The organism is Streptomyces gamaensis, assembly GCF_042656465.1.
GTDB lineage: Bacteria > Actinomycetota > Actinomycetes > Streptomycetales > Streptomycetaceae > Streptomyces > Streptomyces gamaensis.
The window spans coordinates 32,894-52,969 of the sequence record NZ_JBHSPB010000017.1 but is presented as its reverse complement, the minus strand read 5'-3'; the positions used below and the strand labels follow the sequence as shown (position 1 = coordinate 52,969).

17 protein-coding genes are annotated in these 20,076 nt (G+C 73.7%); 12 read left to right on the top strand and 5 right to left on the bottom strand.

Annotated features, from left to right (window positions below):
- Positions 1–47: 47 nt before the first annotated feature.
- Positions 48–1,475 carry a lipase maturation factor family protein gene (locus tag ACFP1Z_RS24775; protein ID WP_390319582.1) on the top strand — a complete coding sequence of 476 codons (1,428 nt, stop codon included), beginning with the start codon at positions 48–50 and terminating at the stop codon, positions 1,473–1,475.
- A 27-nt stretch (positions 1,476–1,502) separates the two neighbouring features.
- Here ACFP1Z_RS24775 and ACFP1Z_RS24770 read toward each other — a convergent pair whose 3' ends face one another.
- Entirely contained in the window at positions 1,503–2,930 is a 1,428-nt protein-coding gene (locus ACFP1Z_RS24770; RefSeq protein ID WP_390319580.1) for an FAD-dependent monooxygenase, read from the bottom strand.
- Positions 2,931–3,098: 168 nt separating this feature from the next.
- On the opposite strand from ACFP1Z_RS24770, the gene ACFP1Z_RS24765 reads away from it, so the two are divergent.
- Complete coding sequence (locus tag ACFP1Z_RS24765; protein ID WP_390319579.1) at positions 3,099–4,130, top strand: PHP domain-containing protein; 1,032 nt, start codon at positions 3,099–3,101, stop codon at positions 4,128–4,130.
- Positions 4,131–4,189: 59 nt separating this feature from the next.
- Here the strand turns inward: ACFP1Z_RS24765 and ligD are convergent, their stop codons facing one another.
- Positions 4,190–5,092, bottom strand: coding sequence for a non-homologous end-joining DNA ligase (gene ligD, locus ACFP1Z_RS24760; protein ID WP_390319578.1), 903 nt, complete (start codon positions 5,090–5,092; stop codon positions 4,190–4,192).
- Between the two features lie 32 nt (positions 5,093–5,124).
- Here ligD and ku point away from each other — a divergent pair, with 32 nt between their 5' ends.
- Entirely contained in the window at positions 5,125–6,114 is a 990-nt protein-coding gene (gene ku, locus ACFP1Z_RS24755) for a non-homologous end joining protein Ku (RefSeq protein ID WP_390319576.1), read from the top strand.
- A 66-nt stretch (positions 6,115–6,180) separates the two neighbouring features.
- On the opposite strand, the gene ACFP1Z_RS24750 is transcribed toward ku, so the two are convergent.
- Entirely contained in the window at positions 6,181–8,895 is a 2,715-nt protein-coding gene (locus ACFP1Z_RS24750; protein WP_390319575.1) for an ATP-binding protein, read from the bottom strand.
- Between the two features lie 520 nt (positions 8,896–9,415).
- Here ACFP1Z_RS24750 and ACFP1Z_RS24745 point away from each other — a divergent pair.
- The 5 genes from ACFP1Z_RS24745 to ACFP1Z_RS24725 are packed head-to-tail and all read left to right on the top strand — an operon-like array spanning position 9,416 to position 13,798.
- Positions 9,416–10,969: an ATP-binding protein gene (locus tag ACFP1Z_RS24745; protein WP_390319573.1), complete on the top strand. Its 1,554-nt coding sequence runs from the start codon at positions 9,416–9,418 to the stop codon at positions 10,967–10,969.
- 28 nt (positions 10,970–10,997) lie between these two features.
- On the top strand, positions 10,998–11,384 hold the full coding sequence (locus ACFP1Z_RS24740; protein WP_390319719.1) for a roadblock/LC7 domain-containing protein: 387 nt from the start codon (positions 10,998–11,000) through the stop codon (positions 11,382–11,384).
- A complete protein-coding gene (locus tag ACFP1Z_RS24735; protein ID WP_390319572.1) occupies positions 11,381–11,746 on the top strand; it encodes a DUF742 domain-containing protein in 366 nt (121 codons plus the stop codon). The genes ACFP1Z_RS24740 and ACFP1Z_RS24735 overlap by 4 nt, the downstream gene beginning before the upstream one ends.
- Positions 11,727–12,365 (top strand): GTP-binding protein, encoded by a 639-nt coding sequence (locus ACFP1Z_RS24730; protein ID WP_390319571.1) that lies wholly within the window; start codon positions 11,727–11,729, stop codon positions 12,363–12,365. Before ACFP1Z_RS24735 ends, ACFP1Z_RS24730 begins: the two co-directional genes overlap by 20 nt.
- Complete coding sequence (locus tag ACFP1Z_RS24725) at positions 12,362–13,798, top strand: cytochrome P450 (RefSeq protein ID WP_390319569.1); 1,437 nt, start codon at positions 12,362–12,364, stop codon at positions 13,796–13,798. The genes ACFP1Z_RS24730 and ACFP1Z_RS24725 overlap by 4 nt, the downstream gene beginning before the upstream one ends.
- On the opposite strand, the gene ACFP1Z_RS24720 is transcribed toward ACFP1Z_RS24725, so the two are convergent.
- The gene (locus tag ACFP1Z_RS24720) at positions 13,693–14,835 is read right to left on the bottom strand and encodes a terpene synthase family protein (RefSeq protein ID WP_390319567.1); all 1,143 of its coding nucleotides are present in this window, start codon (positions 14,833–14,835) and stop codon (positions 13,693–13,695) included. The two genes, ACFP1Z_RS24725 and ACFP1Z_RS24720, sit on opposite strands and share 106 nt — an antisense overlap.
- A 370-nt stretch (positions 14,836–15,205) precedes the next feature.
- Between ACFP1Z_RS24720 and lnt the strand changes: the two genes are divergently transcribed.
- The gene (gene lnt / locus ACFP1Z_RS24715; protein ID WP_390319566.1) at positions 15,206–16,765 is read left to right on the top strand and encodes an apolipoprotein N-acyltransferase; all 1,560 of its coding nucleotides are present in this window, start codon (positions 15,206–15,208) and stop codon (positions 16,763–16,765) included.
- Here lnt and ACFP1Z_RS24710 read toward each other — a convergent pair.
- Positions 16,762–17,934 carry an FAD-dependent monooxygenase gene (locus ACFP1Z_RS24710; RefSeq protein ID WP_390319565.1) on the bottom strand — a complete coding sequence of 391 codons (1,173 nt, stop codon included), beginning with the start codon at positions 17,932–17,934 and terminating at the stop codon, positions 16,762–16,764. The genes lnt and ACFP1Z_RS24710 overlap by 4 nt on opposite strands.
- A 92-nt stretch (positions 17,935–18,026) precedes the next feature.
- Here ACFP1Z_RS24710 and ACFP1Z_RS24705 point away from each other — a divergent pair, with 92 nt between their 5' ends.
- The 3 genes from ACFP1Z_RS24705 (at position 18,027) to ACFP1Z_RS24695 (ending at position 20,021) form a co-directional block, all read left to right on the top strand.
- Positions 18,027–18,647, top strand: a complete 621-nt coding sequence (locus tag ACFP1Z_RS24705) for a TetR/AcrR family transcriptional regulator (protein ID WP_390319564.1) — start codon at positions 18,027–18,029, stop codon at positions 18,645–18,647.
- 77 nt (positions 18,648–18,724) lie between these two features.
- Positions 18,725–19,231 carry a DinB family protein gene (locus ACFP1Z_RS24700; protein WP_390319562.1) on the top strand — a complete coding sequence of 169 codons (507 nt, stop codon included), beginning with the start codon at positions 18,725–18,727 and terminating at the stop codon, positions 19,229–19,231.
- A 118-nt stretch (positions 19,232–19,349) separates the two neighbouring features.
- Positions 19,350–20,021, top strand: a complete 672-nt coding sequence (locus ACFP1Z_RS24695; protein ID WP_390319560.1) for a hypothetical protein — start codon at positions 19,350–19,352, stop codon at positions 20,019–20,021.
- Positions 20,022–20,076 lie beyond the last annotated feature (55 nt).

Sequence of the window (20,076 nt, the reverse complement as noted above, 5' to 3'; positions counted from 1 at the left end):
CCGTTTCTTCGATGTGACGGTGCGCTGCCCGGTGGTACGGATACGGCATGGAGTGGTTCACGGACTCCGGGTACTGGCTGAGCCGGCTGGTGCTGCAGCGCATGCTCGCCGCGGTCTACCTGGTGGCCTTCCTCGCGGCGGCGCTGCAGTTCCGCGCGCTCATCGGCGAGAAGGGGATGCTGCCGGTGCCGCGCTTCGTGCGCGTGGTGCCGTTCCGGCGCGCGCCGGGGGTCTTCCAGCTGCACTATTCGGACCGGTTCTTCGCCTGCTGGGCGTGGGCCGGTGCGCTGCTGTCGGCGGCGGTCGTCGCGGGCGCGGCGGACGCGGTGCCGCTGTGGACGGCCATGGCGCTGTGGGCGGCGCTGTGGGCGATGTATCTGTCGATCGTCAACGTGGGGCAGACCTGGTACGGCTTCGGGTGGGAGTCGCTGCTGCTGGAGGCGGGCTTCCTCGCGGTCTTCCTCGGCAACGCGCGCACCGGCCCGCCGGTGCTCGTGCTGTGGCTGGCCCGCTGGCTGCTGTTCCGGGTGGAGTTCGGCGCCGGACTGATCAAGCTGCGCGGCGACCCCTGCTGGCGGGATCTGACGTGCCTGTACTACCACCACGAGACCCAGCCGATGCCGGGCCCGCTGAGCTGGTTCTTCCACCGGCTGCCCCGGCCGCTGCACCGGGTGGAGGTGGCCGCGAACCACTTCGCGCAGCTCGTCGTGCCCCTCGGGCTGTTCGCGCCGCAGCCGGTCGCGAGCCTCGCCGCCGCCGTGATCATCTGCACCCAGCTGTGGCTGGTGGCCTCCGGCAACTTCTCCTGGCTCAACTGGCTGGCCATCGTGCTCGCTTTCGCCGCCGTCGACAGCCGCGCGCTCACGCGCGTGCTGGGGGTGGCGCCGCCCGCCGCGCCGCCCGCTCCCCCGCTGTGGTACGCGGCCCTGGTGCTCGCCGCGACCGTCCTCGTGGCCGCGCTGAGCTACTGGCCGGCCCGCAATCTGCTCTCGCGCCACCAGCGCATGAACATGTCGTTCAACCCGCTCCATCTGGTCAACACCTACGGGGCGTTCGGCAGCATCAACCGCGCCCGTTACGAGGTGGTGGTCGAGGGCACGGACGCGAAGACCCTGGGGCCGGAGACGGTGTGGCGGGAGTACGGCTTCAAGGGCAAGCCCGGGGACGTGCGCCGGATGCCGCGCCAGTTCGCCCCGTACCACCTGCGGCTCGACTGGCTGATGTGGTTCGCGGGGATCTCGCCGGGCTACGCGCAGCCGTGGTTCGGCCCGTTCGTGGAGCGGCTGCTGACGGGGGACCGGGCGACGCTGCGGCTGCTGCGCCACAACCCCTTCCCGGACCACCCGCCCACCTATGTACGGGCCCGGCTGTATCTCTACCGCTTCACGACCTGGCGGGAGCTGCGCGCCACCGGCGCCTGGTGGCACCGCACGCACGCGGGCGAGTTCCTGCCGCCGGTCGCCCTGCGCCAGTAGCCCGCCGTACGGCCGCGGAGATCCGGCTCAGCAGGGCCCGGCGGGCCGGCGCGGCTCCAGCCCGCACAGCGCCAGCTCGGCGGCCGTGATCGGCGGCCCGTCGGGCCGCGTACGGCCCGGGCCGCGCGCCACCGCGAGCGCCACCGCCGGCCGCAGCAGCTCCGTGACCGGCGCGGACATCGTCATCACCGCCATCAGCGAGCGCAGCACGAGCGGATCGACGGTCGCGGTGCGCATCATCCGCTGCACATAGCCGTGCAGCAGCCGGGTGCCCAGCGGGGGCCGCCTGCCGACGACGCCGGGATACGTGCTGTCCTCGCCGACGGCCAGCTCCCAGGAGCCGGCCACCACCCGGCCGATGCGCCGCTGCGCCCGCCGGGCCAGCCCCGCCGAGCCCAGCGGCCGCTCGCCGAGCACCGCCCGCAGGACGGCGGCGCTGCGGGCGGCGACCGACATGCCCTGCCCGTAGACGGGGTTGAAGGTGGCCACGGCGTCGCCGGTCGCCACGAAACCCTCGGGCCAGACGGACGAACGCTCGTGGAAACGGCGGCGGTTGACCGTGCTGCGCGTGAGGTGCACCCCGCTGAGCGGGGTGGCACGGGCGATCAGATCGGCGATGAGCGGATGCCGCAGCCGGCGCGCGAACCGCTCGAACTCCCCCTCCTCCCGGGAGGGTTCACCACCGCGCGTGCCGGAGAGGGTCACCAGCCAGCGGCCGTCCTCGACGGGCACCAGCACCGCCCCCTGCCCGGGGCGCCCGGCGACCCGGTCGGGCTGCACGCTCACCAGCGGGAACGGCCCGTCGCCGCCGGGCGCCGCGAAGAACCGGCTGGCGTAGACGAGCCCGGAGTCGACGCTCTCCTCACGGACCGGGGGCAGGCCGATCCCCGCGAGCCGCTGCAGGCTCTGCGCGCCGCGCCCCGAGGCGTCCACGACGAGCGCGGCCTCCAGCGAGCCCTGCGCGCCCGTCGCCGCGTCGCGCACGCGCACCCCGGTGACCCGGCGGGCGTCCCCCAGCAGCGCCACCGCTTCCGTGCCCTCGCGCAGCTCGACCCCGGGCAGGGCGCGGACCCGCTCGCGCAGCACCGCGTCCAGCAGGTCCCGGGTGCCGGTCAGGACGTACTCCTCGCCGGGGCGGCGCGGATACCAGCCCTCGGGGCTCTGCGCCACCAGCCCGTCCGGCAGCCCGATGCGCCGGACGCCCGCCGCCGCCCAGCTCCGCTGCGTGCCCGGCAGCAGCTCCTCGACGGTGCGCACGCCGCCGGACATCAGCAGATGCGCGTGCCGGGCCTGCGGCAGGCCCTTGCGCGGCGCGGCGCCCGCCGGCAGCCGGTCCCGGTCGAGGACCACGACCTCCTCGGCGTGCCCGGCGAGCGCCGCAGCCGCCAGCAGTCCGGCCATGCCCGCGCCCAGGACCACCGCGCGGCCGGGGGCGGTGGGAGTGCAGGTGCTCATGCCCGGACCCTCCCCGGCGCCACGGGCGGTTACGCACCGTTCACCCGCGCGTGCTCCTGATCGGTGAAGTTGAGGTGTGCGGGGCTGCCGTGGCGCTGGTGACGGGGTGCGGGCCGGACCGGATGCACTCAGGGTGGTGAAGGGGGGAAGAGGCGAGGCGGTGCGGCGATGGATCCGGTGGAGGCGCTGGAACGGATCGCGTTCCTGCTGGAGCGCGAGCGGGCCCCCACCTACCGCGTCCAGGCGTTCCGCACCGCCGCCGAGGTGATCGCCGCCCTGCCTCGGCAGGAGGTACGGGCGCGCTCCGCCGCCGGATCCCTCACCGGCCTCAAGGGCATCGGCCCGAAGACGGCGGCCGTGGTCGGCGAGGCACTCGCGGGCCGGGTGCCCGGGTATCTCGCGCGGCTGGAGGACACGGCCGCCGCGCGGGAGGACCCCGGCGGCGCGACCTTGCGGGCGGCCCTGCGCGGCGACTGCCACCTGCACTCGAACTGGTCCGACGGCGGCAGCGACATCGCGACGATGGCACGCGCGGCCCGCTCGCTCGGCCACGAGTGGGCCGCGCTCACCGACCACTCCCCCCGGCTGACCGTCGCCCGCGGGCTCTCCCCCGAGCGGCTGCGCGCCCAGCTGCGGGCCGTCGCCGAGGTCGACGACCGTATCGGAGAAGGCTTCCGGCTGCTGACGGGCATCGAGTGCGACATCCTCGACGACGGCTCGCTCGACCAGGAGCCCGGGCTGCTCGCGGAGTTGGACGTGGTGGTGGCGTCCGTCCACTCCCGGCTGCGCATGGACGCGCGGGCGATGACGCGCAGGCTGGTCGCGGCCGTGGCCAACCCGCTCGTGGACGTCCTCGGGCACTGCACGGGACGGCTGCTGGGCGACGGCGGCCCGGGGCACGGGGGCACGCGCCCCGAGTCCGACTTCGACGCGGCGCTGGTCTTCGCGGCGTGCGCGCGCTTCGGCACCGCCGTGGAGATCAACAGCCGCCCGGAGCGCCTCGACCCGCCGCGCCGGCTGCTGCGCCAAGCCCTGGACGCGGGCGCGCTGTTCGCCGTCGACAGCGACGCCCACGCCCCCGGCCAGCTCGACTGGCAGCGCCACGGCTGCGCCCGCGCCGAGGAGTGCGGGGTGCCGGCCGAACGGATCGTCACGACGTGGCCGGTGGAGCGGCTGCTGGAGTGGACGAGGGAGGGGTGAGAGCACAGATACGCGCCGACTCCTGGCAGCAGAAGCACAGTTACCCCGCTGCCGGGCCGTCACGGCAGGCGCCCCCGCGAGCGCGTGCCCGCCAGCGGCGCCAGCAGGTCGCCGTGGGCGGCGACACGGTCGAGCACCTCCTCCGGCGTGAACGTCAACTCGCCCGCGTCCGCGCAGGCGGCGACCTCGTCCCAGGTGACGGGGGCCGCCACGGCGGGGCGATCGCGCAACCGCACCGTGTAGGGGGCCGCCGTCGTCTTGGCGCTCGCGTTCTGCGACCAGTCGATGAGCACCTTGCCCCGGCGCTGCGAGCGCGTCATCGACACCACGACCAGCCCGGGGTGCTCGGCCCGCATCCGGCCCGCGAGCCGGTGCGCGTAGTCGGCGACCGCCCGCCCGGGGGCCGGGCGCAGCGGCGCGTACAGGTGCAGCCCCTTGCCGCCGGAGACGACGGGGTGGGCGGTGAGCCCGTCGGCGTCCAGCAGCTGGCGCAGCCGCTGGGCGATCCGGCAGCAGACGACCAGGTCGGCCCCCTCCCCCGGGTCCAGGTCGAGGACGAGCCGGTCGTGCGCCTCCGGGCCCGCGGCAGCGGTCCACTGCGGTACGTGCACCTCGTACGCGCCCAGGTTCGCCATCGCGACGAGATCCGCCGCGCGGTCGACGACGACCTGCCCGGTCACGCCCTCGTGGTGCTCGACGGGCACGACCCGCACCCAGGACGGCACCCCGGACGGGGGATTCTTCGCGAACCAGCTCTGCCCTCCGGGTCCCTCCGGGGCGCGGACGAACGAGGCGGGCCGGCCCGCGGTGTGCGGCAGCATCGCGGGGGCCACCGTCGCGTAGTAGCGCAGCACTTGCGCCTTGGTGTGGCCCGTGGCCGGGAAGAGCACGCGGTCGAGGTGGGTCAGCGTGAGCCGACGGCCCTCGACCTCCACCACCTGCCGCTCCAGAGAAGCGGACATAAGGTAGGAATTCCCCCCGGAGGGACGGAATCATGCGCAGCATGTGGAAGGGCGCGATCGGCTTCGGGCTGGTGTCCGTGCCCGTACGGCTCTACGCCGCGACCCAGGAACACGGCATCAGGCTGCACCAGGTCCACGACGCGGACGGCGGCCGGATCCATCTGCGGCGCGTGTGCGACGCGTGCGGTGAGGAGGTCGCCTACGAGCACCTCGCCAAGGGCTTCGAGGACGACGAGGGGCACACCGCCGTCGTCACCAAGGAGGACCTCGCGGAGCTGCCCCTGCCGAGCAAGCACCTCATCGACGTGCTCGCCTTCGTCGACGCCGAACGCATCGACCCGCTGCAGCTGTCCGGCGCCTACTACCTGGCCCCCGAGAACGCGGCGGCGGACAAGCCGTACGTCCTGCTGCGGGAGACGCTCAAGCAGACCGACCGGGTCGCCGTCACCAAGATCGCGCTGCGGACCCGGGAGTCGCTGGCACTGCTGCGGGTCCACGGCGAGCTGCTGTCCCTGCACACCATGTACTGGCCCGACGAGGTCCGCGACGCCGGCGATCTGGCGCCGCCCGCCTCCGTGACGGTGCGGCCGCAGGAGCTGAAGATGGCCACGAGCCTGATGGACACGCTCTCCGAGGACTTCGATCTCGACGCGCTGGAGGACGAGTACCAGGCCGCGCTGGACGAACTGATCACGGCGCATCTCAGTGACCGGCCGGTACGGGTCCGCGAGGCGGTCGCGCCCGCGCCCGACAACGTCATCGACCTGATGGCCGCCCTGCAGGCGTCCATCGACAGCGCGGGCGGCGGCACAGCTGCCGGCAAGAAGACGGCAGCACGGACCGGGGCGCGGAAAACGGCCACCGCGGGTTCCGCCGAAAAGGCCTCCAAGGGAAAAGCGGGCGCGAAGGCGTCCGGCGGCGGATCCGCGCGGGCACAGGCGAAGTCCGCCGCCAAGAAGACCACCGAGCGGGCGCCCGCGAAGAAATCCGCGGCGCGGAAAACGGGACGGCGCGCGTCCTGAGCGGACCGACGGCAACAGGGCGCGCCCGCACGCCTCTTGCCCCTCCGGCCCGCTCGAATGCCTCCGTTATTCCGCCGACTGCCCGGCCGCACTCCCCACGGTGACCGTGACGGCGTCGAGTTCGGCGCGGGCGGTGGCGACGAGACCGCGCGCCCCGCACTTCTCGGCACGCTCCATGCCCTCCCGCAGCTGGGCGCCCGCCTCGGCGGTGCGCCCCGCCGCCCGCAGGGCACGGCCGTGGTCGACCAGGGCCATCGCGTACTCGTAGCCGCAGGGCGAGCGGCGCAGGTGCCCGACGGCCTTGGCCAGCGTCGGCAGCACCTCGTCGGCCTCGGCGACGGCCGCGGAGCGGCGCAGCGCCTCGCCGACGGCCGTGTCGGTGCCGAACCGGTAGGCGTGCTTGAGCGCCTGGGCGACCAGGGACCGGGCCCGCTCGGGCTCCTCGGGGGCGACGGCCTCGGCCAGGTCGAGCGCCCACGGCGCCCACAGGACGTTGTTCCGTCCGCGCTGCTCCAGTCTGCGCCCGGCGGCCTCCAGCTCGGCGACGGCCTCCTTCGTCCGGCCCCGGGCGAGCAGCAGCCGTCCGGCGAGGCAGGCGGCGTCCGGGAGCACGATCGCCGGGGAATAGGGTGCCTTGAAGTTGTTCTCCTCGGCGACGGCCTGGGCCTCGTCGACCCGGCCCTGGGCGAGCAGCGTGTCGATGAGCAGGCAGGTGCCGTCCCACTGGGTGGGCAGGCCGGGGCCGAGGCGGTGGGCCAGCCGCAGGCCCTCGCGCAGCGTCTGCTCGGCCACGTCGAGCTCTCCGCGGCGGCGGTGCACCAGGCCGACGAAGTCGTTGGCGAAGGCGAGGTGGGCGCCGCTCCAGCCGGAGATCTCGAAGGCGCGCACGGCCTCGGTGAACAGCTCCTCGGCGCGGTCGAGTTGATCGGTGTAGGCGTAGGTGATGCCGATGATGCTGGGGAGCTCGAAGCCCCACTCGACATTGGTCCAGCCCATGCCCTCGGCGAGCCTGCCGTCCACGAGGGCGCGGTCGGTGGCCCGCAGGACGTCGAGCGCGTCCTCGCTGCGGATCATGCCGTCGAATCCGCGCAGCGCCAGCAGGGCGCGCTCGGCGTTGTCCCGGCCGGGGAGGTGGTCGGCGAGCTCGGCGATGCGGCGCGAGCGGCCGTGGGCGTCCTCCTCCTCGACCTGGATGCCCTTCCACAGATAGTGCGCGGCCTGCAGCCGCATCCGGCCGGGGCCGGGCGGGGTGACGGCGGCCTGGGCGGCCACCACCTCGGCGGCCTCGCGGAGCTGGTTGTTGTGCGCGTACGCCTGGGAGAGCCGGTAGGTGGCGTCGACGCGCATCTGGGGGCTCAGATGCGGCAGGGCCAGGGCCGACTTGAGGTGGTTGACGGTGGTGGGCGGCGAGGTGAGCAGCGCGGAGCAGCCCAGCTCGTACAGCAGGGCGGCGCGCTGTTCCTCGGGCGGGGGCTCGCGCAGGGCCCGCTCCAGACAGCGGCGGGCGGCGTCCGGGGCGCCGACGGCGAGGTGTTCCTCGGCGGCGGCGCGCAACTGCTCGACGACCTCGGGGTCGTGGTCGGGATGGACCTCCAGCAGATGCCGGGAGGCCGCGGCCGCTCCCTGGCCGGCCTCGGTGACGGCCCAGGCGGCCTGACCGTGCATGGCGGTGCGGGTGGCGGGCGGGATCGCGCCGTAGATGGCGGTGGCGATGAGCGGGTGGCCGAACTCCAGGACGTTCGCGCCGGTGAGGATACGGGCCTCGCGCAGCTTGTCCGCGCACTGGGCGGCCTGCGCGGGGCCCATCGCCGCGAGATTGGCGGCGAGTCCGGGCTGGATCTCGGTGCCGAGGACGGCCGCGGCCCAGGCGAAGCGGGTGACGGCGGGGCCCAGTTCGTCGAGCCGGGAGACCAGGCCGCTGCCGCGCGAGGTGGCGCCCATGTCGCGCAGCAGGGGCGCGGATTCGTCCGTCGGCTTCAGGTCACGGTCCTGCGCCTTGGCGATCAGCTCGACGGCCTCGTACGGATTGCCGCCGGTGACCGCCCACATCTCGCGGCAGAAGGGGTCGTCGGCGTGCTGGCCGAAGGCACCGCGCACCAGGCGCGCGACGGCCTCGGGGGTCAGGGCCCGCAACTCGACGGGGCGCGGGTTGCGTTTGGCGACGAGGGCGCGGAACGCGGGGGTGTGCTCGGGCAGTTCGCTGGGGCGGTAGGCCAGGACGAGCAGCAGCGGCATCTCCGGAAGCCGCGCCGCGAAGCCGGTGAGCCAGTTCAGCGACTCGGAGTCGGCCCAGTGGCAGTCGTCGACGACGAGGACCACCGGGTCGCCGCGCACGGCCAGTTGGGTGACGATCCAGTCGAGGCCGTCGCGCACGCCCTGGGGGTCCTGCTGGCGCACGATGGGGCTGATGCCGAGCGCCGGGCCCGCGATGTCGCGCCACGGACCGAGGAAGCTCCTGCGCTCGTCCTCGTCCATGGGGGCGAAGGCGGGCTGGAGGAGCTGGCGCACCACGTGGAAGGGGACGGACCGCGCGGACTCGCTGCCGCGCGCGAACAGCACGGTGCAGCCGCAGACTTCGGTGGCGATACGGCGGACCTCGGTGAGCAACGCCGTTTTGCCGAGGCCCGCTTCGCCGCTGTAGAGCAGCAGGCCGCCGAGGCGGCTCCTCCTTTCCGGGTCGCTGCCGTGCAGACGGCGCACGGCTTGTTCCGCGGTCGCGAGTTCAAGCTCTCGCTCGAACAGGGCGGCGGATGCGTACTGTTCACGCTGATGCCCTGACATGGCGCTGTCTCCCGGGAGGATGTGGTGGGGCGAGCCTAGCCCTCCGGGCGGGGCCGCGCGCACCGTTCTCGGACGGACCACTCGGGAGCGTGACCTTCGCTCCGCCGCCGCGACCGGGCCGGGTGCGGCGGCGGAACCCCTGTCCGGCGCCTTTCCCCCCGCGGGATCCGGCCACCACCCCTTGAATCGAACCCCTTTTCACGGGAATTCGGAAGCGTTTTCGACATTCCTGATGCGGGCTCATTATGAGGGCTCGCGCACGGGCCCGTCAGTCCAATCCGCGAATATGACAACTTCACGCCGGAGGTGCGCGCGACAGGCTACGCTCCTTGTCGCGCAACGGGTTGTGGCGCCTACAGCACGTTGCGGACCAGTACTGCGCTGCCGCCGTTCCGCTCCGGCGCCCGCCAAAGGGAACGCGTTTCCCCGTTCACGCGGGGTTGTTCCCACGCCCGTGCTCCGGCTCGCGCGCCTTTCTGGTCCGCACAGTTCTGCACATCCGAAGAGTCCGAGGATCCCGATGGTTGGTACTGGCTCGTCAGCCTCACGGCGGCCCGTCTCCGCTCTGATATGGCTGATCTTCCCTCTGGTGCTCGCGGGCTGCACCGCGACAGCGGTCGCGACCGTGACACCGGAGGCCCGAGCGCCGGTCGGCTGGTGCGGTTCCTCCGCCACGGTCGCGGTCGCCCTGGCCGCCTCCGAATCCGCCCGGCGGGGGCGCCGGATCGGCGCCCTGCGCCGCAAGTGCGCGGAGACCGAGGCCGTATTGCGCCACCAGATCGAGCAACACGAGGCGGAGACCCGGCGGTTGGCCCACGACCTGCTGCCGAAGGCGGTGCAGCTGCTGCACCGCGGAGCTCCCACCGATGTCGTCGTACGCCACACGCTCCCGGTCCACGACCTGGAGCCGGGGTACGCGGCCGCACACCGCGCCGTCATCCGGGCCGTCATCGAGGCGGTGCAGGCCGAGGAGGGCCTGCGTGACTCCGCGCACCGCGCGTTCGTCAACATCGCCCGCCGGATCCAGGCCATCGTCCACCAGCAGGCCTACGACATCCGGGAGATGGAGCACAAGCACGGCAACGACCCCGATGTCTTCGGCGACCTGCTCCACCTGGACCACGGCAACGCCCTGACCGGCCGCCTCGCCGACAGCATCGCGGTGCTCGGCGGCTCACGCCCCGGCCGCCAGTGGCGCAGCGAGATCCCGCTGTACAACGTACTGCGCGGCGCGATGTCCCGGATCCTTGAGTACAAGCGCGTGGACCTGCACTCCGTCGCGGACGTGGCCGTGGTCGGCCCCGGCGTCGAGCCCGTCATCCACGCGCTGGCCGAGCTGCTGGACAACGCCACGCGCTACTCCCCGCCGCAGACCCGGGTGCATCTGACCGCCGTGGACATCCAGTCCGGCATCGCGGTCGAGATCGAGGACGCCGGCGTCGGCCTCACCGACGAGGCCCGCAGGCGCGCCGAGCGGGTGCTCTCCAAGGAGGGCGCGCTCGACCTGGACGACCTGGGCGAGGCGCCCCGGCTGGGCCTCCCCGTGGTGAGCCGGCTCGCCCGCACCTACAACTTCCTGGTGTCCCTGCGGCCTTCGGCCTACGGAGGGGTCCGCGCGGTCCTGGTCATCCCCATGGACCTGATCACGGCCAGCAAGCACCCCGGAGGCGACATCGCCCGCGCGCCGAAGCTTCCCCCTATCAAGTCCAAGCGGCGGCCCGGCTCCAAGCCCCCCGCCCCCATGCCCTCGTCGGTCCCGCCGATGATGGAGCACCCGATTCCCACCCCGGTCGGGGACAGCGGACTGCCGCAGCGCCGACGGCGCCACGGCCCCGCCCCGCTCCCCTTCGGCCGGGGCGCGGCCGCCCAGCGCGAGCGCGAACGCGCCGCCGCGCAGGCGGCCCGGCCGCCGGCTCCCACAGGACCCGACGGCCGGGCCGGACAGGACGCGCAGGAGCCGAAGCAGCCGGGACTGTGGCTGGGCGCCTTCACGAGAGGCCTCAACGGGGAGCCCGTGCAGCCGGATCCCGGCCGACGGCCGAACAGTGATGTTTCGTCAGACAAGGAAGAGTAGCCAAGTGACGCAGCAGCCGCGGTTCAACATGGACTGGATGCTCAAGGACCTGGCAACCAGCGTCCCTCAGACCCGCCACGTGATCGTGCTGTCCTCTGACGGCCTGCGCATGGCCCAGTACGGTGCCGATCCGGACGCCGCCGACCGGCTCGCCGCCGCCTGTGCCGGACTGCAAAGCCTGTCGACGGCGATCGCCGGTGAATTCCCGCACGGGGACGGGGAGATGCGCCTGGTGGTGATCGAGGTCGACGGCGGGTTCTTCTATCTGATGGCGGCCGGCGCGGGCGCGTTCCTCGCGGTGCTCGCCGACGACGACGTCGACGCGGAGCTGATGGGCATGCGGATGCGGGACCTGGTGGCCCGGATCGGCTCGCACCTGACCAGCCCGCCCCGGGTCAGCGGGTCGGTGACATGAGCGAAGCCGGACCCGAACCCGCGACGGCGCCGGGCAGTCCGGACCGGCTGTACATCCTCACCGGCGGAGCGGCCCGCGCGGAGAAGAAGACGGAGCTCGACCTGGTCACGCTGATCGTGTCCCGGACCGAGACCGACCCCGGACTGCAGCCCGAGCACGCCGCCATCGCCAGGATGTGCGCCTATCCGCTGTCCGTCGCGGAGATATCCGCGTATCTGGAGCTGCCCGTCAGCACGCTGACCCTGCTGCTCACGGAGCTGCTCTCGGGCGGCCAGGTGGAGGCCCGGCCCCCCGTGCCGGCAGCGGCGCTGCCCGACGTCCGACTTCTGGAGGCGGTGATGAATGGACTGCAAAAGCTCTGACGGCCACGGCCCCGAATACTGCGCGGGGCCACGCAGCGAGGACGTACTCCCCGCGTCGGCCACCGCCGCCGTCAAGGTCGTCATCGTGGGCGGCTTCGGCGTCGGCAAGACGACCCTGGTGGGCGCGGTCAGCGAGATCAGGCCGCTCACCACCGAGGAGACGATGACCCAGGCCGGCGTGGGGGTGGACGACCTCGCCGGCATCGAGCACAAGACCGAGACCACCGTCGCGATGGACTTCGGGCGGATCAGCATCAACGAACAGCTGGTGCTGTATCTGTTCGGCACCCCCGGCCAGGAGCGCTTCTGGTTCCTGTGGAACGGCCTCTTCGAGGGCGCCCTGGGGGCGGTGGTCCTGCTCGACACCCGCCGTCTGGAGGTCAGTTACGACGTGGTGGGCCGTCTGGAGGAACGGGGGGTGCCGTTCGTCGTCGGCGTCAACTGCTTCCCGGAGGCGCCGGTCTACCCCATGGAGGAGCTCCGCAAGGCGATGGACCTGCACGACTCCGTGCCCATGGTCCGGTGCGACGCCCGCGACCGCGCCTCCTGCCGGGACACCCTGATGACCCTCATGCGCTATCTGTACACCCTCACAACCGCAGCACCGGAGCACCAGTGACCCTGCCCAACGAACACTCCCGCGCCGACGCCACCCTCGCGCCTCCCCCGCAGTGCCCGGCCTCCGCCCTCGCCCCGCTGGGCCCGGGCGGGCTGACCCGGCTGTACGGGCCCGAGGCCGAGAAGGATCCCATGGGCCTGTACGAGCGACTGCGTGAGCAGCACGGCCAGGTGGCACCCGTGCTGCTGACCGGTGATCTGCCCGCCTGGCTGGTCCTCGGCTACCGCGAGAACCTCGACGTGGCCCGTACCCCCTCGCGCTTCTCCCGCGACTCCCGGCTGTGGCGCGAGTCGAAGGACGGCCGTGTGCCCCCGACCCATCCGCTGGCCCCGATCACCACCTGGCAGCCGATCTGCGTCTTCGCCGACGGGCAGCAGCACGAGCGCTGGCGCGGCGCGATCAACGACTCGATCGCCCGGATCGACAAGCGCGGCATCCGCCGCAACGTCACGGTCTATGCCAATCAGCTCGTCGACCGGTTCTGCGCCAAGGGCCAGGCCGATCTGGTGCACCAGTTCGCGGAGCACCTGCCGATGATGGCGATGACGCAGCTGCTGGGCATGCCCGAGGCGTACAGCCCCCAACTGGTCAACGCCGCCCGGGACATGATCAAGGGCACGGCGACGGCGGTCGCGAGCAACGAGTTCGTCCAGGAGACCCTGCGCAAGCTCGTCACCCGCAAGCGCGCCGAGCCGACCGCCGACTTCACGAGCTGGCTGATCGAGCACCCCGCCGGACTGACGGACGACGAGGTGCAGCAGCACCTGCGGCTGGTGCTGATCGCCGCGTTCGAGACGACCGCGAACCTCATCGCGAACACTCTGAAGATGGTGTTCACCGACGTGCGGTTCCGGGCCTCCCTGGCGGGCGGCCACATGACGCTGCCGGACGCGGTCGAGCAAGTGCTGTGGGACGAGCCTCCCTTCATCACGATCCTGGGCCGCTGGGCCACCCAGGACACCGAACTGGCGGGGCAGCGGATCAAGTCGGGCGACGCGCTGGTCCTCGGGCTCGCCGCCGCCAACATGGACACGGTCATCCGCCCCGACCCGGACGCCCCCATCCACGGCAACCGCTCGCACCTGGCGTTCAGCGGTGGCCAGCACGAGTGCCCGGGGGCGGACGTGGGCCGGGCGATCGCGGACACGGGCATCGACGCCCTGCTGCTGCGACTGCCCGACCTCGCCCTCGCGATCGACGAGTCCGAGCTCAAGTACCACTCGTCACTGATGTCGCGTCATCTGACCGCGCTGCCGGTGAAGTTCACCCCCCGTTCTCCCCTCCCCCCCGAGGACTCCGTGGACGCGGAGGCCGCGCTGCCGGACGCTCACCCGGAGCGGCCCGAGCAGCCCGCCATCCCGGCCCCCGGCAAGGTGCCCACCGCCCGCAGGTCCTGGTGGCGCTCGCTGATCGGCCTGCTGCGGCGCGGATAGGGCGTGATGTCGAGCTGGTCCCACCACCAAGCGATGGCCGGCACGGGCAGCGGGGCCAGGCTGTCGTCCGCGGGCTCGGGCTTCCACCACCGGGTGACCTGCGTCCCGTACGGATCCGCGTACCGGGCGCAGGCGGAGGCCCAGTCGAGGTGGCCGCGGACGAAGTGGCCGAGGGCGACGAGATAGCAGCGCAGCTCGACCCCGGCGCGCGGCCACAGCTGTTCCCGCAGGCGCAGGAAGAGGGTCATGACGCGGTCCCGCATCGCGATGGCCTCTTCCTGCGCCCGGGCCGGCGGGCAGTCGCGCTCCTGCGCGAGGACGTCGATGAGGTTGAGGTTGTCACCGGCGCGCTGGATCTCCTTGTTGCGGGAGTAGAAGTCGTTGTCCCAGGCCACCAGGGTCCAGGTCATCTCGGTCAGGGCGCGGACCTCGGGTCGGTCGAGGTCGCGGTCGTGGAGTTCGTAACCTCCCGCTATGTCCATCAGCGCCGTGGAGGGGGCCATGCCGATGGCCCGCATCCACATGGCCGCGTAGTCGTTGAGCGAAGGCAGTGCCCGGTCCCGGCGGCAGGCCGCTTCCCACACCAGGCCCGACATGTAGACGCGCATCCCCTCGGTCCAGCGCCTCAGCTGCCGTGGGGTCGCGTGCTCGACGAGCTCCAGCCGGATGGCGCGCAGGGCCGCCTCGTGGGGCGAGTCATCCGGCCACACCGGCAACGGGGCCTCCAGGACCCGCATGATGCGCGAGGTCGCGCGGGCGAGCCCATGGGCCGTGGCACCCGACTCGTCGCACAGCGCGTCGTCGAGCGAGAACAGCACCGAGTGCAGCTTGGCCACGACGGTGAGCGGCCCGGCCTGGCCGTAGGGCATGGTCTTGGCGGTGAGCCCGCCGAAGTCGCACCGGACCAGGCGCTGTCGCTGGTGGGGCGAGGCATCGAGGTCCCGTCCCAGCATCCAGTCCACCGAGGCATGGTCGATCTCCCGGATCCGGGGATGCGCGGCCGGCGGTATGGGGCAGTAGAACGGCTCGATTTCCAAGGGCTGGACTGATATCCGATCTCGCACGCTAGTCACGCCGCCTCCCCGGGCCGACTCGCAGCGTTCCTGTCCACTTTTGTGCGGTACCTGCCCAGGGTGGACCGTGGATAACCCGGCGCCCATACCTGGTCACACCTTTCCAGCGCGGGACGCAAGGTTCACTTCGGATCGTTCTCGACCGAATCAAGTCAAAGGCATTTTCCACACGGGTAGGAACGGTTGAATATTGCGCGCCGTTGTCGGGGTTTTTTCCCCAAGATCCGGTGTTGTTCGAAAACATAAGGGATGGCCGGATTTCGTTCATACGCAGCACGGAAAGACGATCGACACTCCCCGGGGTGACGCTCGTTGAGCACCAGGGAGGCACGGCATGGCGGGAACGGTGTCGGTCGGGCGATGCGGCGCGCTGCTCACGGCGCCCTGGGGGCGGGCCGCCGCGGCGGTCCTCGCGGGCGCGCTGCCGGCACTGGCGTTCCCCGCGCCGGCGCTCTGGTGGCTCGCGTATGTCGCCCTCGTGCCCTGGCTGCTCCTGTTGCGCTCCTCCCCCACGGGGTACCGGGCGGCGCTGGACGGCTGGCTCGGCGGAGCGGGTCTGCTGCTCGCCGTGCATCATTGGCTGCTGCCGAGTCTGCATGTCTTCATCCTCGTACTGGCCGCGCTGCTTGGGGTGTTGTGGGCACCGTGGGGTCTGCTGGTGCACCGACTGCTGGGCGGGGACCCCGGGCCCGGACGGGTGCTCGTGGCGCTGCTCGCCGTCCCCTCGGGCTGGTTGATGGTCGAACTTGTCCGTTCCTGGGAGTATTTGGGCGGCCCGTGGGGTTTGTTCGGGGCGAGTCAGTGGCAGGTGACACCCGCCCTGCGGCTCGCTTCGGTGGGCGGGATCTGGCTGGTTAGTTTCCTCCTGGTGGCCCTCAACACCGGACTCTCCGCGCTGTTTCGGGCTCCCCGGGCGAGAATCGCCGGTGCGGCCGGGGTGCTCGGCTGTGTGGCGGTGACGGCCGGGGTGTGGTGGGGGGCGCCGGAGCCGGAGGCGGCGGGCACCCTGCGGGTCGCGGTCGTCCAGCCGGGCCCGTACGAGGGTGACGAGGGCGGGCGGCACCGTTTCGACGTGGAGGAGCGGCTGACGCGCGGGCTCGCGGGCCGGGGCGTCGCCCTGGTGGTGTGGGGCGAGAGCAGCGTCGACCACGACCTGTCCCGACGCCCCGATCTGCGGGGCCGGCTGGCTGCCCTCTCGCGCACCGTCGGCGCGGACGTGCTGGTGAACGTGGACGCCCGGCGGGCGGACCGGCCCGGCATCTTCAAGAGCTCGGTGCTGGTCGGCCCGGACGGCCCGACGGGGGACCGCTACGACAAGATGCGCCTGGTGCCGTTCGGGGAGTACGTTCCCGCGCGCTCGGTCCTGGGCTGGGCCACGTCGGTCGGCAAGGCCGCGCGGGAGGACCGCAGGCGCGGGGACCGGCAGGTGGTGATGCGCCTGCCGGACGGGGCGCGGATCGGACCGCTGGTGTGCTTCGAGTCGGCGTTCCCCGACATGAGCCGCCATCTGGCCCGGGAGGGCGCGCAGTTGCTCGTCGCGCAGTCCTCGACGTCCACGTTCCAGCGCAGTTGGGCCCCGCGTCAGCACGCCTCACTGGTGGCGCTGCGCGCGGCGGAGACCTGGCGGCCGATGGTGCACGCGACGTTGACCGGCGTCAGTGCGGTGGCGGACGCGCGGGGGCGGCGGATCGGCGCCTGGCTGGACACCGACCGGCCGACGGTCGCGGTGTACGAGGTGCTGCTGGCGCGCGGCACGAGCCCGTACGTGCGGTACGGGGACTGGGTGCCGTGGGGGGCCTTGGCGGTGCTGGTCTGCTGCGGTGCGGCGACGGCCGTACGCCGGTGGCTCCGCCGCCGTACGGCCGCCGCCGGGCAGCGAACGGGCACCGCCTAGCCGACCGCGGCAGGCCGCCAGTCGGCCACCCCGTCCAGGCTGCGCAGAGCGACCCGCGGACCCAGTTTGTCCGCGGCGACGAGCGCGGCAGTCCGCACAGCGCAGGCGAGCGGCGAGGACACCGTGGTCAGCCGCCCGATGCGCGCGGCGCGGCGTACGACGTCCATCGTGCGCGGCAGCCGGGCGCGCGTGTAGGCGGGCAGGGCGGCGGCGGGATCGCCCCCGGCCTCGGCGAGGAGGCCCGCGAGGACGACGGCGTCCTCGACGGCCTGGCAGCCGCCCTGGCCGAGGTGCGGGGTCATGGCGTGCGCGGCGTCACCGAGGAGGGCGACCCGGCCGCGGTGGAACGTGGGCAGGGGGACGGTCGTGGTGCGCAGGTCGGTGCGCAGGATCGCGGTGGGGTCGGCGGCGGCGAGGATCGCGGGGACGGGGTGGTGCCAGGTGCCGAACAGCCGTCGCAGCTCGGCGAGTTCGCCGTCCTCGGAGCGGCCGTCGGCGGGCGCGTTGGCCTGGGCGTAGGCGTAGACCCGGCCGTCGTGCAGCGGCACGGTTCCCCAGAGCCGCCCGCGCCCCCAGGTCTCGTGCGCGGGGAACGGGCGGTCCGGGCGCGGGACGACGAGCCGCCAGGTGGTGCAGCCGAAGTAGGCGGGTTCCGGGTGGCCGGGGAAGAGCGCGGCGCGGGTCGCGGAGCGGATGCCGTCGGCGGCGACGACGAGGTCGGCCTCGAAGGCACCGTCGGGGGTGCGGACGAGGGCGGGCCGCTCCGGGCCGCCCTCGTCGGCGAGTTCGGCCCGGACCCCGGTGCGCAGTGCCCCGTCGGGGAGCCGGGCGGTGAGCAGGGCGGTGACGTCGCCGCGGTGGGCGACGACGACCGGGCCGCCGAAGCGGCGGGCGGCGGCCTCGCTGCTGGTGCGGGAGACCCAGCGGCCGCCGGGCAGTCGCAGCCCGCCGTCGGACTGCCAGCCGGCCAGGGCCCGTACGGCGTCGCCGGCGCCGAAGGTGTCGAGGGCGCGCTGGGCGTTGGGGGCGAGGGCGATGCCCGCGCCGGTCCGGCCGGGGGCGGCGGACCGTTCCAGGACAGTGACGCGCCAGCCCCGGTGGTGCAGGGCGGCCCCGGCGGTCAGTCCGCCGATCCCGGCTCCGATGACGACGGCGTGCGGTGGGCGCACGGCTTCCTCCCAGGTCGACGCGGATGTGTCACTACAGGTGTAGTGCACGGCCCACGCTACTACGCCTGTAGTGCGCCGGGTAGGTTGGGGGCATGCCAGTCCGTACCGCCACCGGCCCCGACCGCGCCCGGCTCATCGCCGACACCGCTCTCGCCCTGCTCGCCGAGCGCGGGATGCGCGGGCTCACGCACCGGGCGGTGGACGCGGCGGCCGGCCTGCCGCCCGGCTCGACGTCCAACCACGCCCGGACCCGCCTCGCCCTGCTGGAGGCGGCGGTGCGGCGGCTGGCCGTACGGGACGCGGAGGTGCTCGCGGTGGACGAACTCCCCGGCGCCGCCCGCCCGGTACCGGGCTCCGCTCCGCCGCCCGTCGGCCGCGAGGAGATCGCCGCGGCCGTCGCCCTCGCCCTGCACCGCGGACTGCGGCGCCGGGAGCTGCTGGTCGCCCGCTACGAGCTGGCCCTGGAGGCGTCCCGGAGGCCGGAGCTGCGCGAGATCTACGACGCGGAGGGGCAGGGCTTCCGCGCGCCCCTGATCGCGATGCTGACCGCCGTCGGCTCGTCCGACCCCCACCGTCACGCGCTGTCGCTGGTCGCGTGGTGCGAGGGCCTGATGTTCTCGTGCGCGGCGGGCTCGTTCCACACGGAGGTCCCGACCCGGGAGCAACTGCGCGCGGGAGCGGAGGAGTTGCTGCGGGGGATGCTGGACGGGTGAGGGGGGCGGCGCTCGCGCGGGGAGCCGCACCACGAAATTCCCTGGCGGCCCGTCGAGGAGCCCGCCAGGATGGCGGCATGAGCACTCCTGAGCGTCCCGAAATGCCCGGTATAGCCGATGAACGCACCGGCCTCGAAGCCTGGTTGGACTTCCACCGCGCCACGCTGGCCGCGAAGTGCGCCGGTCTGGACGACGAGCAGCTGCGGCTGGCGACCGCCCCGCCGTCCCCGCTGACCCTCCTCGGGCTGGTGCGGCACATGGCCGAGGTGGAGCGCGGCTGGTTCCGGCGGGTGCTGGCCGGGGAGAAGGAGGCCGGGCCCCTGTACTACACCGAGGACAATCTCGACGGGGACTTCGAGGTCGGCGAGGGGGACACCTGGCAGGAGGCGTACGCCACGTGGCAGGCGGAGATCGCCGCCGCCCGCGGGATCGCGCGGGGCCGCTCGCTGACGGACACCGGCGTGCACCGCAACGGCGAGGAGCTCGATCTGCGCTGGATCTACCTCCACATGATCGAGGAGTACGCGCGGCACAACGGCCACGCGGACCTCATCCGCGAGCGCGTCGACGGGGCGACGGGCTGAGCCGCCCGCGACGGGTCCGTGCGGTTCCGCACGGTTCCGCGCGCACATCACCCGTGCGGGGAATTCCCAAATCCTCTTGCGGGGCAGCAGAGTTGAGCGAATGCTTCGTGTGCCCGCAATGGTGACCCTGGCAGCGGTGGTGGCGGTGGCGGCCACCGGCTGCATGTCCGTTCCCTCCGGTCCGGACTCCCCCGCGCCGCCCGGTGCCTCGCGCGCCGCCGAACCGCTCATCGGCCCCGGGAAGGCCCGCGAGGGCCTGGTCACCACGGGCCCGGGCGCCTCGTCCGGCGGTGCTTCGGCCGACCCGGCAGGGCAGGGTCCGTCACCGGGCGCGCCCCCGGGCGGCCCGCAGGGCATCCCGGCGTCCGGCTCTCCGGCGCACCCGGAGCCGCCCGCCCCCGGCGTGCCGGGGAGCGCCGTTCCCGAGCGCCCCGCCCCGGAGCGTCCGCCCGCGGGCCCGCCGGGCAGCCCGGCCGGCGGCCCGGCGAGCGATCCGGCGGCCTCCTCGCGCGGCCCCGCCCCGGAGCGGCGGGACCCCGCGCCCCCGCCGCCCCACGAGGTGCCGGCGCCGCAGCCACCGCCCCAGCAGGCCCCGGCCCCTCCCCCGGCCCGCCGCAGCGAACCGCAGTCCGCGCCCGGGGGCGGGCACAGCGCCCCGCCCCCGGCGGCCCCGCCGCCCGCCCGCGGCAACGGCGGCGGCAGCGGTGTCTGCGCGCTCGGCCGCACCTACGGGCACTGGGCTCAGGGCAGCGACGCGTCCCGTATCTGCCACCAGGTGTACGGGCACTGACGGACCGTCACCCTCTTGTGGCGCGCGGCCCCGCGCCGCGCCCCGGGCCCGGAGC

Bases quoted from the DNA above. Each gene is read 5' to 3' on its own strand.
- ACFP1Z_RS24775 (WP_390319582.1), top strand. From the start codon at position 48: ATGGAGTGGTTCACGGACTCCGGGTACTGGCTGAGCCGGCTGGTGCTG.
- ACFP1Z_RS24770 (WP_390319580.1), bottom strand. From the start codon at position 2,930: ATGAGCACCTGCACTCCCACCGCCCCCGGCCGCGCGGTGGTCCTGGGC.
- ACFP1Z_RS24765 (WP_390319579.1), top strand. From the start codon at position 3,099: ATGGATCCGGTGGAGGCGCTGGAACGGATCGCGTTCCTGCTGGAGCGC.
- ligD (WP_390319578.1), bottom strand. From the start codon at position 5,092: ATGTCCGCTTCTCTGGAGCGGCAGGTGGTGGAGGTCGAGGGCCGTCGG.
- ku (WP_390319576.1), top strand. From the start codon at position 5,125: ATGCGCAGCATGTGGAAGGGCGCGATCGGCTTCGGGCTGGTGTCCGTG.
- ACFP1Z_RS24750 (WP_390319575.1), bottom strand. From the start codon at position 8,895: ATGTCAGGGCATCAGCGTGAACAGTACGCATCCGCCGCCCTGTTCGAG.
- ACFP1Z_RS24745 (WP_390319573.1), top strand. From the start codon at position 9,416: ATGGTTGGTACTGGCTCGTCAGCCTCACGGCGGCCCGTCTCCGCTCTG.
- ACFP1Z_RS24740 (WP_390319719.1), top strand. From the start codon at position 10,998: ATGGACTGGATGCTCAAGGACCTGGCAACCAGCGTCCCTCAGACCCGC.
- ACFP1Z_RS24735 (WP_390319572.1), top strand. From the start codon at position 11,381: ATGAGCGAAGCCGGACCCGAACCCGCGACGGCGCCGGGCAGTCCGGAC.
- ACFP1Z_RS24730 (WP_390319571.1), top strand. From the start codon at position 11,727: ATGGACTGCAAAAGCTCTGACGGCCACGGCCCCGAATACTGCGCGGGG.
- lnt (WP_390319566.1), top strand. From the start codon at position 15,206: ATGGCGGGAACGGTGTCGGTCGGGCGATGCGGCGCGCTGCTCACGGCG.
- ACFP1Z_RS24705 (WP_390319564.1), top strand. From the start codon at position 18,027: ATGCCAGTCCGTACCGCCACCGGCCCCGACCGCGCCCGGCTCATCGCC.
- ACFP1Z_RS24700 (WP_390319562.1), top strand. From the start codon at position 18,725: ATGAGCACTCCTGAGCGTCCCGAAATGCCCGGTATAGCCGATGAACGC.
- ACFP1Z_RS24695 (WP_390319560.1), top strand. From the start codon at position 19,350: ATGGTGACCCTGGCAGCGGTGGTGGCGGTGGCGGCCACCGGCTGCATG.